The sequence below is a fragment of the Rhodococcus sp. NPDC003348 genome (genome assembly GCF_053589375.1).
This window is the reverse complement of sequence record NZ_JBSFRT010000072.1, coordinates 1-14,431: the sequence shown is the minus strand read 5'-3', so window position 1 is coordinate 14,431 and position 14,431 is coordinate 1. Positions and strand designations below refer to the sequence as shown.

Sequence of the window (14,431 nt, the reverse complement as noted above, 5' to 3'; positions counted from 1 at the left end):
AACTTCTGCAAGACCAACGGCGCGTTCGACCCGACCACCATGGGTACCGTGCCGAACGTCGGCCTGATGGCGCAGAAGGCCGAGGAGTACGGCTCTCACGACAAGACGTTCGAGGTCCCCGAGGCGGGCGTCGCGAACATCACGGACCTCGCGACGGGTGAGGTCCTGCTGACCCAGAACGTCGAAGAGGGCGACATCTGGCGCCTGTGCATCGTCAAGGACGAGCCGATCCAGGACTGGGTCAAGCTCGCCGTCACCCGCGCCCGCAACTCCGGGATGCCGGTCGTGTTCTGGCTGGACCCGTACCGCCCCCACGAGAACGAGCTGATCGCGAAGGTGCGGAAGTACCTGCCCGACCACGACACCGAGGGCCTCGACATCCAGATCATGTCGCAGGTCCGCGCGATCCGGTACACGATGGAACGGCTCATCCGCGGGCTCGACACCATCTCGGCCACCGGCAACATCCTGCGTGACTACCTCACCGACCTGTTCCCGATCCTGGAACTGGGCACGAGCGCGAAGATGCTGTCCGTCGTGCCGCTGATGGCCGGTGGCGGCCTGTACGAGACGGGTGCGGGTGGCTCGGCCCCCAAGCACGTCAAGCAGTTGACGGAGGAGAACCACCTGCGCTGGGATTCGCTCGGCGAGTTCCTCGCTCTCGCCGTCAGCCTCGAGGATCTCGGCATCAAGACCGGCAGCAAGAAGGCGGTGTTGCTCTCCAAGACCCTCGACGCCGCGACCGGCAAGCTGCTCGAGAACGACAAGAGCCCGTCCCGCAGCACCGGTGAGCTCGACAACCGCGGCAGCCAGTTCTACCTCGCCATGTACTGGGCCCAGGAACTCGCCGCTCAGACCGAGGACGAGGAACTGCGCGCACACTTCGCGCCGCTGGCGGAGGCGCTCGCGAAGAACGAGAACACCATCGTCGGCGAGCTGGGCGATGCGCAGGGCAACCCGGTGGACATCGGGGGCTACTACCAGCCCGACGCCGAGAAGACCGCGGCCGTGATGCGCCCGAGCCACACGTTCAACGACGCCCTGGCGGCCGCGCGAGGCTGAGTCGCACCGCCCCCACACGATAGGCCCGCACCCGCTCCGGGTTGCGGGCCTTTCGCGTGGGGACGCTCACGACCCGGCGCCTTGCCGGTCACCCGGCGTGGTGCCGACGACGAGCAGCGCGGCGAACGCCCGCCGGTCGGTCGGTGCTCGGTCCCGGGTCCCGGGCGCGGTCACCGGATCACCTCGGTGCCCGGCACCACCACACCGACCGGGCCCACCCCGAGGCACAGGTCCAGGCCCGGCGTCAGGGGCCGCACCGACAGCCGGGAGCCGGTCCCGTACAGCCGCACGTACACCCGGTTCAGGCCGTCCCGCACCGGCACCACGACCGGCTCGCCTGCGCCGAGGCCGACGGCGACGGTCCCGTCCCCGGACGCCCAGTAGTTCAGCTGGGCGGTCCACTGCCAGATCATCAGCGGCCCACCCAGCGGCACGTCCCCACCGGACGACCCGATTCGGGTGCCGCAGCCCGGTTCCGGCCCCTGGACCGTCCACCGCACCGCCTCCACCGTCGCGTGCACGAGCCTGCCGGACTCGTCGAGTGCCCGCAGTTCCGGTGTGGTGTCGGCGAACTCGGGGCGGTCGGACAACGGGGCGAAGACGTGCGCGGCACCGTTCCACGGCGCGGCGACCGGCAGCAGCGTCATCAGTGACACCGGCTGGTCGAGCAGCGGCACGTCCCGGTGCGCGGCCAGCGACGCGCGGGCGGTGTCCAGGTAGTCGGCGCCGGGATTGTCCCGCCAGGTGCGCGTGAAGGTGACGGTCGACCACAGGCTCGACGCCACCAGCCCCGCGACGACGGCGGTCACCACTGCGGGTGTCGCCAGGTACCGGGCGGCGGCGCCGGTGCGCCCGGTGTCCGGCCGGCTCGGCGCGCGGGCCAGCAGGGCGAGCCCGAGCGCCAGCACGACGGCACTGTCACTGGTGTATCGCAGGGTCTGCGCGATCTCGTAGGTCGTGTCCGGGCCGGACCGGGCGAGCATCATCGCGACCTCGGACGCCGCCACGTACGCCACCATCGCCGTCCACACCCAGCCGGTGCGCTGCTTGCACCGCACGGTGACGACCACCGCGGCCAGAACGACGATCCAACTCGCCACGACCAGGCCGGTCGGTGGCGTTGCCCACGGCGGTCCCGGCGGCCACCGCTCCCACCGCCACGGACCTCCGAGCAGGGTCGGGAGCACTCCCAGCGACGTCCCGTGATGCACGAAACTCACGGCCTCGTCGCGGGACGGGACGCGCATGCCCGTCTCGGCGACGGAGAGGTACACCCCCGCCCACACCGCGACGACGGCCGCCGCCGGGAGCCACAGCCGACGACCGGTCCGCCACGCGGTCCGCAGCGGCGCGGCGACGCCGTCGACCCGCGACACGAGCGCCACGACCGCGAAGGCGACCAGCGGCACCAGTACCGACTTCTCGAAGAAGGCCAACGCGACCGCGGTGACGACCGTGCCGCTCAGCGCGTACCGGCGCCGGCCGGTCCGGGCGAGGAGCAGCGCGTCGCCGGCCACCCAGGCGAGCGCCGCCTGCATCGGCAGCGAGTTCAGCCCGGCCGCCCACCACGCGAACGACGGCACGGTCAGCGGCGCGAAGAGGTACAGCGCCAGCACGGCGAGCACGGCGGGCCGCGGTCCGAGCAGCAACCACAGCACGCGCAGCACGGCCAACGCCGCCACCACCTGCAGGACGATCAGGGTCGTCGCGGCCGCCCACCACTGCAGCGGTGCGAGCGCCGTCGTCACCCCGGCTGTCAGGAATGCGGCCGGCATGAGGTGGCCGTCGTGGTTGTAGAGGAGGAACTCGGGCGAGAGCAGCGGCAGCGCCGCCGACCGCCCGGTCAGGATCAGGTCGTCCCAGTACAGGTCGCCGCCGAGCGCGAGCACGCCCCGTACCACCGTCTGGACGGCCACCAGGATCACGGCGGCCGCCAGGATCCGGCGCGCGTGTCGGGAGGTCGGACGAGGTGACGGGTCGGCGGCAGCGCTCGCGCGGTCCGTCCCCACCGCCACCACCGTGTCCACACCACCTTCCGTACCGGACGGCGTCCACCGCCGGATCGTGAGGGAGCCTAACGTTGATCGTCGACGGGTTCCGTGAACACGGGAGCGGCCCGGTACCCCTCGAGTCGCTCGACGAGTTCGTCCGGCCGGGCCAGCGCGGGCAGGTGGCCGCAGTCGATCTCGTCGGGTTCGATGCCCAGGCGGTCCCGCACCAGCCGACGCAGGAAGTCGGCGGGAAACATCCGGTCCCGGGTGCACAGCAGGAACCGCGTCGGCACGTCGGGCCACGGCGGCATCGGCAGCGTCTGCTCGAACGGCGTGTTCGACTGGCGACGGGCACCGGTCATCGCGAGGGCCCGGGTCTCGGGCGGAAGATCGTGCAGGAACGTCACCATCGGATCGAACTCGGCGTCCGGGTCGCGGCCGTCCCGCTCGTCGAGGGCGCGCTGCGCGGCCGCCTGCTCGGTGTTCGCCCACCAGTCGCCCGCGGATTCGCCGGCGGTCGGCACCATCGCCGCAACGAGCACGACGAGGTCCACCGCGATGCGCGAACACACCAGCGGGACGAGGAAACCCGCCATCGACTGCGCCACCAGGATCACCCCCGGGCGGTCGCCGACCGCGGCCACCACGACGTCGGCGTACTCGACCAGCCCGGCCGAGTCGTCGTCGCTGGGCAGGTCGGGTGCGATCACCTCGTGCCCGCGCGCACGCAGGAGCGGCGTCACGAACTGCCAGTACGACGAATCCGATCCGGCGCCGGGAAGCAACAGGTACGTCGCCATGCGCCGACGCTACCGCGGCTGCGCCGCCCGTGAGTCCTTCTGGCCCGTACGGGGGCCACAAGAACTCACGGGCGCGGAGCGCCTACACCGCCCGGGCCGAGCCCTCCCAGTACCGGGCGCGCAGGGCCTTCTTGTCCAGCTTGCCGATCGGCGTGAGCGGCAGGCTGTCGACGAAGTCCACCGACTTCGGGGCGTGCACGGCGCCCTTCGCCTCCTTCACCATCCCGGCGAGTTCCTCCGCGGACGCGGTCTGTCCGTCGCGGAGCACGACGCACGCCTTGACCGCCTCGCCCCACTTCTCGTCCGGCACACCGACAACCGCGACCGACGCGACCGCGGGGTGCGCGGAGATGACGTCCTCGATCTCGCGGGGGAAGACGTTGAAGCCGCCGGTGACGATCATGTCCTTCTTGCGGTCGACGATGAACAGGAAACCGTCGGCGTCGGCGCGGGCGATGTCGCCGGTGTGCAGCCAGCCGCCGCGCAGCGCCTCCTCCGTCTCGGCGGGCTTGTTCCAGTACTCCTTCATCACCAGCGGGCCGCGAACGCAGATCTCGCCGAGTTCGCCCTGCGGGACCTCGTTCAGGTCGTCGTCGAGCAGCTTGACGTTCAGCCACGGCACCGGCCGACCGCACGACGCGAGCCGCTCGAGATCGTCGGGGACGTGCTCCTCCTTGCGCAGCACGGAGATCGTCATGCCGCACTCGGACTGGCCGAAGTACTGGAAGAAGATCGGCCCGAGCTTCTCGATGCCCTCCCGCAGTCGCGCGGGCGACATCGCCGAGGCGCCGTAGTAGAGGGTCTGCAGGCTGGAGACGTCGCGGGTCTTCAGGTCGGGGTGGTCGAGCAGCATGTAGATCATCGTCGGCACCAGCATGGTGGCGGTGATCTTGTGCTTCTCGATGGCCTCGAGCACCGCGCCGGGCTCGAAGGCGGGCAGCACGACGAGCGAGCCGCCCCGCATCAGCGTCGGCACGAAGAACGCCATGCCCGCGTGCGAGAGCGGGGTGCAGGCAAGGAAGCGCATCTCGTCCGGCCACTGCCATTCGGCCATCTGGATCTGCGGCAGCGTCACACCGGACGCGAAGGTGTTCACCACGCCCTTCGGCTTGCCGGTGGTGCCGCCGGTGTAGACCATGCTCGACGGGTCGTCGCCGTCGACGTCCGCGGCGACGAGACGGGTGGGCTGGAATCCCTCCGCGAGGGCGAGGATGTCGGTGCCGACCTCGGACGGGCCCAGGGAGAAGAAGTTCTTCAGGGTGGGGACGGTGGCCTTGAGCTCGGCGGCCCGCTCCTCGAATGCGGTGGGGTCGAAGATCAGCGTCTCGATCTCCGCGTCGCCGAGGATGTAGGCGTGGTCGTCGATCGACCCCATCGGGGCGAGGGCGGTGTTGCGGCAGCCGAGGATCATCTGCGAGCCGACGCTGATGAGCACCTCGGGCCGGTTCTTCGACAGCATCGCCACCGTCGACCCCTTGCCGACACCCTGCGAGGCCAGCGCCTGGACGAAGCTGCTGATCTGGTCACGCATCTGTCCGCCCGTCAGGACGACGTCACCGAGGTACAGCGCCGGACGGTCGGCGTTGCGCTCGAGCGCCGTGATCAGCAGATCCGCAAGGAACTGCGGCCGATGCAGGACGTCGGTGGTCATGAATGCTCCGCTCTCGTGGGCGCCGGTGCGCGTGGTGTGCCTCACACAGTAGATCGAAAACTGACACATGTTCTAGTGCCAGTTTCGTTTGTGCTGAGCGGGGCCACGATCCGACTACCCTGAGACCTCATGCAGACCGCGGACGAGCAGCAGGTGGAACTGACTACGGTGACAGTGGTGCAGCACCACCGGCTGCGTGAGGACCTGGCCGTCATCCGCCTCGAGGGCGAGTTCGTCCCGTTCGCCGCGGGCCAGTCGATCGGCGTGATCGTGCCGCAGAACCCGAACCTGGGCCGGCGCTACTCCCCGGCCCTGCCGCCGTCGCTGGACGGCAAGCTCGAGTTCCACGTCCGGACCGTGCCCGCCGGATGGCTCAGCGGCGCGATCGTCGCGGACACCGCCGTCGGGGACGAGTGGCAGGTCGGCGCACCGAGCGGACGACTGTCGATCGACCCCGATGCCCGCGAGGTGATCATGGTCGCGGGCGGCACCGGCCTCGCCCCGCTGCGGGCCCTGATCCTCGACCTCACGCGGCGCCCGCAGCCGCCGCGGGTCTTCCTGTTCATCGGCGGCCGGTACCCGCGTGACCTGTACGCCTCGGACATGCTGTGGCTGCTCGACGAGCAGCTCGAGTGGCTGACCGTGATCCCGGTGGTCGAGGAGATCGTCGACCCCGCCTGGGCCGACCAGTGGTACGAACGGGTCCGCGGCGCCGCCGGGTACGGCGAGGACCACTACATCCAGGGCACCCTCGCCGAGGTGGTGAGCTCGTACGGCGCCTACGTCGACCACCAGGTTCTCGTCGTCGGGTCGCCCGCGATGGTCCGCTCCACCGTCCGTGCCCTCGTCGACACCGGCACCCCGGCCGGCGCCATCCAGGTCGGCTGACCCGCCCCCCGCCCCGCGGACGATCAGAAGAGCGGATCGTGCCGGATGTTCTCCATCGGCGTTCCCTTGGCCTGCAGCCGGTACTTGACGGTCTTCACCATCGACGGCGATCCGACGATCTGGATGTCGCGGTCCTCCCAGGCCCCGAACTCCGCGACGACCTCGCCGAGCTTGCCGGTCAGGCGCTGGTGCATGCCCGGCGGTGGCGTCGGGACCGGGTCGAAGTGCCACCACGGGTCGGTGTCCTGCTCGGACACCGGGATCACCGTCAGCCACGGGTTGGTCCGCGCCAGCTGCCAGAGGGTTTCCAGGTCGTACAGGTCGCAGGGGTAGGTGCCGCCGACGAACAGGTGCACGCGGGGGTTGCTGCCCCGCATCGCCATCTCCATCACCTGCGCGCGCAGGGGCGCGATGCCGGTGCCGGAACCGATCATCAACTGGTCGCGCCCGGACGCCCGGTCGATGCCGAGCGCGCCCAGCGGCGAGGCGATCAGCCACTCGTCACCGAGCGCGGTCTGCCCCACCATGGCGGGGCTGACCCAGCCACCGGAGACGCGGCGGATGTGGAACTCGATCTGGCCCTCGTCGTTGGCCGGGATCGACGGCGACAGGTACCGCCACATCCTCTGCCGTCCCGGGACGCTGACGCTGACGTACTGGCCGGCGCTGTAGTGCATCGGCTGGTCGAGTTGGAGCCGGACCACGGCGACGTCCCGAAGCACCTGGTTGTGCTCGACGACCCGACCCACCCAGGTCCGCGGTCCCGACTCCGAGTGCGCGGCCTCGATCATCACGGACGCGATCAGTGCGATCGCCTCGCGCCAGGCCTGGTCGACCTCCTCGGTCCACAGCTCGTTGCCCGCGAAGTCCTCGAGCGCGGTGATCAGCGCGTTGCCGACGGCGATGTAGTGCTCGTCGGTTACGCCGTACTTGCGGTGGTCGCGGCCGAGCTGGGCGAGGAACGGCACGATCTGGTCGGTCTCGTCGAGCTTGCCGACGACGTAGCCGATCGCCCGCAGCAGCCGGTCGCGCTGGACGTCCATCGCCGCGGGAAAGAACTCGCGTGTGCCCGGGTAGTGCGAGAAGAGGATCGCGTAGAACGAGCGGGCCAGCCGCTCGGGTCCGTCGTCGACCGCGGCGACTGCCTTGAAAGTCGTCCGGACTAGCGAAATCTTCGTTGCGTCCACCGCACTGTCCCCGTTCCGCGCGCGAACGGCGACCGTCGGCGTCCTGACAGAGCGCAGACTCGGCGGCCGCCGATTGGGTTTGAGTGATTCTATGCGGCGGATCTCACAAAATCGAAGGGGCCCCCACGCTGGATCGACGGTTGTGAGCGATCCCACTAGGCTGCGCCCGACGTTGTTTCGGACAGCGTAAGAAAGGAGCTTCGAGGTCGTGGCCATTGCCGTTGGGGACGAGTCACTGAACAGCGAACGAACAGCGATCGGGACGCAGGCCGTACAGGAGTCGGAACGCCGGCTGCGTGAGTGCGCGGAGTTCTACGCCCTGCCCGAACTGTCCCATCTGCCCGCTACGCGGGCGCGGGAGGCGATCGACGAGTTCACGCTGACCGGACGCTACGAACACACCACCGAGGAGCTGCTGGTCGGCGCCAAGCTCGCCTGGCGCAACCACGCCCGCTGCGTCGGCCGCAAGCACTGGCGCACGCTGAAGCTGATCGATGCTCGCGACGCGGCAACGGCGGAGCAACTGGCGGAAGCGTGCTGGGAGCACCTGCGCGTCGCGACGAACGGAGGTGCGCTGCAGTCCGTCATCACGATCGGACCGCGCCCCCTCGACGACGGCCGCGAATACCGCATCCTCAGCCCTCAGCTGATCCGCTACGCGGGCTACCGCCACGCCGACGGTTCCGTGACCGGCGATCCCGCGCACGTGGAGCTGACCGAACTGGTCACCCGGCTCGGCTGGCGGGGCGAGGGCACCCGGTTCGACGTCCTCCCGCTGCTGATCTCCACACCGGACGAACCGATGCGCTGGTTCGACGTGCCCCGCGAGCTGGTGCTGGAGGTGCCGCTCACCCACCCGAACTACAAATGGTTCGCCGACCTCGGGCTCAAGTGGCACGCGGTGCCGGCGGTGTCGAACATGGACCTCGAGGTCGGCGGCCTCACCTACCCGTGTGCACCGTTCAGCGGCTGGTACGTCAACACTGAGGTCGGGGCGCGCAACTTCTCCGACACCTACCGGTACGACATGCTGCCGACGATCGCGGCCAAGCTCCGCCTGGACACGAGTTCGCACCGCACGCTGTGGCGCGACCGCGCCCTGGTCGAGCTGAACCGGGCCGTCATCCACAGCTACCGCGAGGCCGGCGTGATCATGGTCGACCACCACACCGTCGCCGAGCAGTTCCTCGACTTCGTCGGGCGGGAGGAGGCGGCCGGTCGAACCTGCCCGACCGACTGGTCCTGGATCAATCCGCCGATGTCGGCATCGCTGACGCCGACCTACCACCGGCTCTACGACGCGCCGGACCTGGACGTGCGGCCGAACTTCGTGACCCGGACGGGCGCCTCGGGCTGCCCGGTCACCGGCGGCTGACGGCGCGAGAGGGCCTCGTCGGTCCCGGGTCGGTTCACCCGCCGCCGTCGGGCACCCGCACCTCGACGCGTGTTCCCGCGCCGGGCGCAGACACCACGTCGAGAGTGCCGCCGACCGCCTCGACGCGCAGTGCCGCCGACGCGAGGCCGATGTGTCCCTGTCCCACCCGTTCCGGGAGGACGGCGGGGTCGAATCCGACGCCGTCGTCGGCGACGACCAGTCCGATCGAGTCGGCATCCCGGGTCAGGCGCATCTCGACGGTGCCGGCACGAGCGTGCCGCTCCACGTTCGCCAACGCCTCCCGCGCGGTGCGGTAGAGCAGCGCCTCGCCTTCCGGGTGGCGCCCCACGTCGTCGAGGTCCAGGCGCACGGCGTGTCCCGACCGACGGGCGGACGCCTCCCCCAGCTCCCGGAGCGCGGCCGCCAGTCCCAACTGCTCGAGCACCTGGGGATGCAGCGTGGTGACCGTGGAGCGCAGCTGCCCGGCCGCCACTCGCAACGCCGCCTCCGCCGTGGCCACCGCCGGGTCCGCGGTCCGTTCCAGCGCCTCCTCCAGATCCATCCGGGCCGCGAGCACCGTTTGCAGCGGACCGTCGTGCAGGTGCTCGGCGAGCCGTCGACGCTCGCGTTCCTCGGCATCCATCGATTCCGCCAGCAGTCGGCGACGGACGTCGAGCAGCCCCACCACGGTCCCGGAGCGGTGCACCAGCACCGTGCAGAGCGCGGTCGTCGCGGCGGTCAGCCACAGCAGGAACCCGACGTAGAGGTAGACGACGCCGGGCAGGTCGACGGTGTCGTCGCGCACCGCGTAGAACAGCCACACCACGTAGAACCCGGCGGCCGTGCACAACCCGAGCGCCGCGGTGAGTCCGGGGCGGTACTGGAACGCCACCGCCACCGGCAGCACGAAGAACACCGGCAGCAGCTGGGCGGTCCCGGCGCCGGACGCCACGCACAGCGCAAGCAGCGCGGTGATGTCGACGGCCGTCGAGACCCAGCCCGCCCAGGATCCGACCCGCCCACGCCACACCATCGCCAGCCACACCACCGCCACGACGGCGTAGCAGGCCAGCACGGTCCAGAACACCGCCGGCATCCAGTGCTCCACCGGGACAACGGGACCCAGCGTCGCGATCAGGACGATCAGCGGCAGCCGCAGCACCGCGGCGACCCGGACGGTCTGCGCCTCGTACCGTCCGATCACCCGGTCCGCGAACTCGGTCACTCCAGCAACCCTCGACGCATCGCCTCGGCGACCGCAGCGGCCCGATCCGAGACGCCGAGCTTCTCGTACAGCCGCTGCGCATGGGTCTTGACGGTCGAGGGGGCCAGGAACAGGTCGGCGGCGATCGCGGGGAGGCTCTGCCCACGGGCGATGCCGGCGAGCACCTCCCGTTCGCGAGCACTCAGCGCCGGCCCGGACGGCTCGGCCCGACGGTGCACCTCGCCGACCAGGCCCGCGGCGACATCCACGGGCAGCACGTCGCGGCCCTTCGCGCAGTCGAGGACTGCGGTGACGATGTCCGCACGGGTCGATTCCTTCGGCAGGAACCCGGAAGCCCCCGACTGCAGCGCGTGATAGACGATGGCCGACTCGTCGTGCGCCGACAGCAGCAGCACCCGCGTGCCGAGCTCGTCGCGTCGGACCGCCGCCGCGACCTGCGCGCCGTCCAGGTGCGGCATCCGGTAGTCGAGCAGTGCCACCTGCGGGTGCTCGGCGCGGATCAGGTCCAGTGCCGCGATGCCGTCGTCCGCCTCCCCGACCACCTCGACCAGGCCGCTGCCGGTCAGTGCCCGCACCACGCCCTCACGGAACATCGGGTGATCGTCCCCGACGACCACCCGCACCTTCGCGACGTTCGTTCCCGCGGAGCCGGAACCGGCCATGGCTCACTGTCTCACGGTCCCGTCGGACAGGCACCCGATTGGACGGATGCTCGTCCTCCCCCGATCGGGGGACACCGATGTCGTCCCGAACGTGGACCGGACGGCGGACGCGCCGGGCGCGCGGTCCGGCGCACAGTTGGTCACATCGCCGGGAACGACAGTCCGGCACCAACCAAGAGACCACGGCACCACAGGAGCTGTCATGAAAACCACCACCGGTCGGGTCACCCGATTTCTCACCCAGCCCGCCGCCGCGCTCGCGGCCACCGGCGCCGCGGTCGCGTTCGGTGGGGTCGCGACCGCGAGCACACGTCCGACGATCGCGATGGCGATCACCAACCGCTCGGCGGTCCCGATCCACCTCGTGGACCGGTCACCGGGGTTCGGCTGGTGGCGCTCCGCCCCGCCCGACACGATCCCGCCCCACACCACGGTGGTCGTCACGGCACTCACCCAGGATCCGGGCGGCGCGATCTCGGCGACCTACCAGCTGCCCGGGAATGCGCGGGCCACGTTCGCCGCCAACAACTTCGGGACGGGCGTCGACCTCGACGGCACCGAGGTCACCGGCGGCGACCGCTGGAGCCTGGGCCGCACGGTGCATGCCGGTCACCCCGACATGTCCGCCACCTACACCCTCGTCGGGACGCCGTGACGACGAGACAGACCAGCAGGCCGGAGGGGGCGGCCGTGCGACGCAGGTGCGCGCGGCTGCTTCCTCACCCCTCGATCCCGAAATCCTCACCACTGCAAAGGAAGAAGACATGATCAGCACCCCGTCCCGCCACCTCGCCCGCTATGCGGTCCTGCCGTTGGCCGCACTCGTCGCGGTCGGCACCGCCGTCGCCGTCGGCGGCACCGCAACCGCGGGCACCCTCCCCGCCACCGGCCCGACCGTCGCGATGACCATCACCAACGACACGAACGACCCGATGATCCTGCAGGGGTCGGACAACCCGTACGGGCGGTGGATCAACGGGCCGCAGGCGATCATTCCGGCGCACTCGCAGTCGATCGTGACCGCGGCCAACAGCGATCCGGGCGGCATCGGGGTCGACGTCACGTACTCGGTGCCGGGTGGTGACGCGGTCTTCATGGCCAACAACTACTCGTACAACGGCGGGGACCTGAACGGCACCCGGCTCGAGGGGCAGGCCGCAGGCCGCTACCGCCTCGACAGCCGGATGGACACCGGCTTCCCATACCTCAACGCCGGGTACACCGTCGGCCCGCGTCCCCTCTTCGGTTCCAGCTAGCCGCCACCCCTATCCAAGAATGACCGAATGTGGGATTCGATCAGTTGGACTGATCGAATCCCACATTCGGTCATTGGTGGGCGGTGGTGTCAGCGCTCGTGGCGCGGCTTCCAGACGACGATGGAGTTGTTGCGGGGCACGGGCACCAGGTCGCGGCGGTAACCGGTGGCGAGCCGGGCGATCTCCGCGGCCATCTCGGTGACGCGGCTCTGCAGCGCCTGCACCTCGTTGGTCAGTTCGATGATCCGCTTGATCCCCGCGAGGTTGACGCCCTCGTCCTGGGACAGCCGCTGCACCTCCCGCAGCAGGGCGACGTCCCGCGGCGAGTACCGGCGTCCGCCGCCGGTGGTGCGGTGCGGGGTGACCAGTCCGAGCCGGTCGTAGTTACGCAGCGTCTGCGCGTGCATCCCCGCCAGTTCGGCCGCCACCGAGATGACGAAGACCTGTGCATCGGGGTCGAGCGCGCCGTCCTGGTTCTGATCCTTGGCCATGACTCACCTCCGCACGGTCCTGGGTGTGGTGTCGGTACGGTACCGGGCCATCAGGCACCGGCCCAGCCTGCGCGCGGATCGAATCCGCTCGCCTTCTCGACCTCGAGGTACGAGGCCAGTGCCTCGGTGGCCTTCTCGTCGAGATGCGTGGGCACCGCGACCTTGACGGTCACCAGCAGGTCGCCGGCGCCACCGGAGCGCTTGGGTACGCCGCGCCCGCGGACCCGCAGGATGCGGCCGTCGACGGTGCCGGCGGGGACCTTCACCCCGACGCGTCCCTCCAGGGTCGGGACCGACAGCGTGGTGCCGAGCACCAGTTCGCCGTAGCTGACCGGCACGATGACGGTCAGGTCGTCGCCGCTGCGGCCGAACACCTTGTCCGGGTTGACGTGCACGGTGACGTACAGGTCGCCGGACGGTGCGCCCCGCATGCCGGCCTCGCCCTGGCCGGCGAGGCGGATCTTCTGCCCGTCGCTGACGCCGGCGGGGATGCGGACGGTGAGGGAGCGGGTGCGGTTCTGCACGCCGGTGCCGTGGCAGTCGGAGCACGGGTCGTCGATGATCGAGCCGGTGCCGCGGCAGTCGTCGCAGGGCTCGCTGAATCCGAAGGCGCCCTGGTTGCGGCTGACGATGCCGGAACCGTTGCAGCGCGGGCACACTCGCGGGCTGGTGCCCGGCTTGGCGCCGCTGCCGTGGCAGGTGGTGCACGACGCGGGGCTGGTCAGGCGCAGCGGCACGGTGACGCCGGTCGCCGCCTCGCGGAAGGGCAGGGTGGTCTCGGCCTCCACGTCGGAGCCGCGTTGCGGCCGGGCCGCGGTGGTGCGGGTGCCCCCGCGCCCGCCGAACAGGCCACCGAACAGGTCGCCGAGGCCGCCGTCACCGCCGGCGCCGCCGCCGAACAGGTCGCCGATGTTGAACTCGCCGCTGAAGCCGGTACCGCCGGTGGTGTATTCGCCGCCGGGCGCGAAACCGCCGCGACCGAAGCCGCCGCCACCGCCTGCGAACAACCGGCGGGTCTCGTCGTACTCCTTGCGCTTGGCGGGGTCCGACAGCACGGCGTTGGCCTCGCTGACCGCCTTGAAGCGTTCCTCGGCGGCGGTGTCACCGGGATTGGCGTCGGGATGCAGGTCCCGCGCCAGTTTCCGGTAGGCCTTCTTGATCTCGTCGGCCGAGGCGTCGGAGGAGACACCCAGGTCCTTGTAGAAGTCCTTCTCGATCCACTCCCGTTGGCTCACCGGGTGCCTCCTCCTCTCACTGTTACTTGTGTGATTACTGTGCGGACTCGTCCGCGGCGGGCTCGCCGTCGGTGACCGTCACCATCGCGTGCCGGAGCACGCGATCGCCGAGCTTGTATCCCTTGCGCAGCACCGTGCCGAGCACCGGGTTGTGGCCCTCACCCTCCATCTGCACGGCCTCGTGCAGATCCGGGGCGAAGACGTCGCCCTCCTGCCCGAACGCGATCAGCCCGATGCCGTCGAACACGCCGGACAGCTTGTCGGACAGTGCCTTCAGCGGACCGGACTCGAGGTCGCCGTGGGCGCGGGCCCGGTCGAGGTCGTCGGCCACGTCGAGGAACTTGGTGACGATCGCGACCTTGGCGTTGTCCACCGCCTCGGCCTGACGGATCTTGAACTTGCGCAGGTCGTTGGCGTGATCGGCCTTCGCGTAGCCCAGGTCCTTGACAGCCTGGTCCCGCTCCACGATGGCCTTGGCCAGCTCGTCGACCTCGATCTCCGCCGCGGGCCCGGGGGCGGCCGGGCCGGGCGGCCCGGGGGGGGGGGGTGGGCCGCACCGGCCCCGGCCGCGCCCCCCGCTGTTCTTAAGTAACTACACACCAAATAAA

General features: G+C 70.6%; 14 protein-coding genes. 5 read left to right on the top strand and 9 right to left on the bottom strand.

Translation table 11 applies throughout. From position 1 onward, the window contains the following. Positions 1 to 1,062 (top strand): NADP-dependent isocitrate dehydrogenase (locus tag ACWDU4_RS27565; RefSeq protein WP_450117139.1); only part of this gene is annotated, 1,062 nt, incomplete at its 5' end. 170 nt (positions 1,063 to 1,232) lie between these two features. On the opposite strand, the gene ACWDU4_RS27560 is transcribed toward ACWDU4_RS27565, so the two are convergent. From ACWDU4_RS27560 to ACWDU4_RS27550, 3 genes are all read right to left on the bottom strand, one after another. Further along, the gene (locus ACWDU4_RS27560) at positions 1,233 to 3,089 is read right to left on the bottom strand and encodes a hypothetical protein (RefSeq protein WP_450117138.1); all 1,857 of its coding nucleotides are present in this window, start codon (positions 3,087 to 3,089) and stop codon (positions 1,233 to 1,235) included. Positions 3,090 to 3,136: 47 nt separating this feature from the next. Further along, on the bottom strand, positions 3,137 to 3,853 hold the full coding sequence (locus ACWDU4_RS27555) for an alpha/beta hydrolase (protein WP_450117137.1): 717 nt from the start codon (positions 3,851 to 3,853) through the stop codon (positions 3,137 to 3,139). Between the two features lie 82 nt (positions 3,854 to 3,935). Next, positions 3,936 to 5,504: an AMP-binding protein gene (locus tag ACWDU4_RS27550; protein WP_450117136.1), complete on the bottom strand. Its 1,569-nt coding sequence runs from the start codon at positions 5,502 to 5,504 to the stop codon at positions 3,936 to 3,938. 129 nt (positions 5,505 to 5,633) lie between these two features. On the opposite strand from ACWDU4_RS27550, the gene ACWDU4_RS27545 reads away from it, so the two are divergent. Beyond that, positions 5,634 to 6,392: an FAD-binding oxidoreductase gene (locus tag ACWDU4_RS27545; RefSeq protein WP_450117135.1), complete on the top strand. Its 759-nt coding sequence runs from the start codon at positions 5,634 to 5,636 to the stop codon at positions 6,390 to 6,392. A gap of 23 nt (positions 6,393 to 6,415) precedes the next feature. On the opposite strand, the gene ACWDU4_RS27540 is transcribed toward ACWDU4_RS27545, so the two are convergent. Continuing rightward, entirely contained in the window at positions 6,416 to 7,579 is a 1,164-nt protein-coding gene (locus ACWDU4_RS27540) for an FAD-binding oxidoreductase (RefSeq protein WP_450117134.1), read from the bottom strand. Between the two features lie 235 nt (positions 7,580 to 7,814). Between ACWDU4_RS27540 and ACWDU4_RS27535 the strand changes: the two genes are divergently transcribed. After that, entirely contained in the window at positions 7,815 to 8,954 is a 1,140-nt protein-coding gene (locus ACWDU4_RS27535) for a nitric oxide synthase oxygenase (RefSeq protein ID WP_450117141.1), read from the top strand. 34 nt (positions 8,955 to 8,988) lie between these two features. Here ACWDU4_RS27535 and ACWDU4_RS27530 read toward each other — a convergent pair whose 3' ends face one another. Together ACWDU4_RS27530 and ACWDU4_RS27525 are read right to left on the bottom strand one after the other, a co-directional pair. Beyond that, positions 8,989 to 10,179, bottom strand: coding sequence for a sensor histidine kinase (locus tag ACWDU4_RS27530; protein ID WP_450117133.1), 1,191 nt, complete (start codon positions 10,177 to 10,179; stop codon positions 8,989 to 8,991). Further along, positions 10,176 to 10,841: a response regulator gene (locus ACWDU4_RS27525; protein ID WP_450117132.1), complete on the bottom strand. Its 666-nt coding sequence runs from the start codon at positions 10,839 to 10,841 to the stop codon at positions 10,176 to 10,178. The genes ACWDU4_RS27530 and ACWDU4_RS27525 overlap by 4 nt, the downstream gene beginning before the upstream one ends. Before the next feature lie 202 nt (positions 10,842 to 11,043). On the opposite strand from ACWDU4_RS27525, the gene ACWDU4_RS27520 reads away from it, so the two are divergent. Then, positions 11,044 to 11,496 carry a hypothetical protein gene (locus ACWDU4_RS27520; RefSeq protein ID WP_450117131.1) on the top strand — a complete coding sequence of 151 codons (453 nt, stop codon included), beginning with the start codon at positions 11,044 to 11,046 and terminating at the stop codon, positions 11,494 to 11,496. A gap of 109 nt (positions 11,497 to 11,605) precedes the next feature. Continuing rightward, a complete protein-coding gene (locus ACWDU4_RS27515; RefSeq protein ID WP_450117130.1) occupies positions 11,606 to 12,097 on the top strand; it encodes a hypothetical protein in 492 nt (163 codons plus the stop codon). An 89-nt stretch (positions 12,098 to 12,186) separates the two neighbouring features. Here ACWDU4_RS27515 and ACWDU4_RS27510 read toward each other — a convergent pair whose 3' ends face one another. The 3 genes from ACWDU4_RS27510 to grpE are packed head-to-tail and all read right to left on the bottom strand — an operon-like array spanning position 12,187 to position 14,304. Beyond that, positions 12,187 to 12,588: a heat shock protein transcriptional repressor HspR gene (locus tag ACWDU4_RS27510; RefSeq protein ID WP_450117129.1), complete on the bottom strand. Its 402-nt coding sequence runs from the start codon at positions 12,586 to 12,588 to the stop codon at positions 12,187 to 12,189. 50 nt (positions 12,589 to 12,638) lie between these two features. Beyond that, on the bottom strand, positions 12,639 to 13,823 hold the full coding sequence (dnaJ, locus tag ACWDU4_RS27505; RefSeq protein WP_450117128.1) for a molecular chaperone DnaJ: 1,185 nt from the start codon (positions 13,821 to 13,823) through the stop codon (positions 12,639 to 12,641). A gap of 34 nt (positions 13,824 to 13,857) precedes the next feature. Beyond that, on the bottom strand, positions 13,858 to 14,304 hold the full coding sequence (gene grpE, locus ACWDU4_RS27500) for a nucleotide exchange factor GrpE (protein ID WP_450117140.1): 447 nt from the start codon (positions 14,302 to 14,304) through the stop codon (positions 13,858 to 13,860). Between the last annotated feature and the right edge of the window lie 127 nt (positions 14,305 to 14,431).

What these genes read in the sequence shown, in the direction of transcription:
- ACWDU4_RS27555 (WP_450117137.1), bottom strand. Translation starts at nt 3,853, where the DNA reads ATGGCGACGTACCTGTTGCTTCCCGGCGCCGGATCGGATTCGTCGTAC.
- ACWDU4_RS27550 (WP_450117136.1), bottom strand. Translation starts at nt 5,504, where the DNA reads ATGACCACCGACGTCCTGCATCGGCCGCAGTTCCTTGCGGATCTGCTG.
- ACWDU4_RS27545 (WP_450117135.1), top strand. Translation starts at nt 5,634, where the DNA reads ATGCAGACCGCGGACGAGCAGCAGGTGGAACTGACTACGGTGACAGTG.
- ACWDU4_RS27525 (WP_450117132.1), bottom strand. Translation starts at nt 10,841, where the DNA reads ATGGCCGGTTCCGGCTCCGCGGGAACGAACGTCGCGAAGGTGCGGGTG.
- ACWDU4_RS27520 (WP_450117131.1), top strand. Translation starts at nt 11,044, where the DNA reads ATGAAAACCACCACCGGTCGGGTCACCCGATTTCTCACCCAGCCCGCC.
- ACWDU4_RS27515 (WP_450117130.1), top strand. Translation starts at nt 11,606, where the DNA reads ATGATCAGCACCCCGTCCCGCCACCTCGCCCGCTATGCGGTCCTGCCG.
- ACWDU4_RS27510 (WP_450117129.1), bottom strand. Translation starts at nt 12,588, where the DNA reads ATGGCCAAGGATCAGAACCAGGACGGCGCGCTCGACCCCGATGCACAG.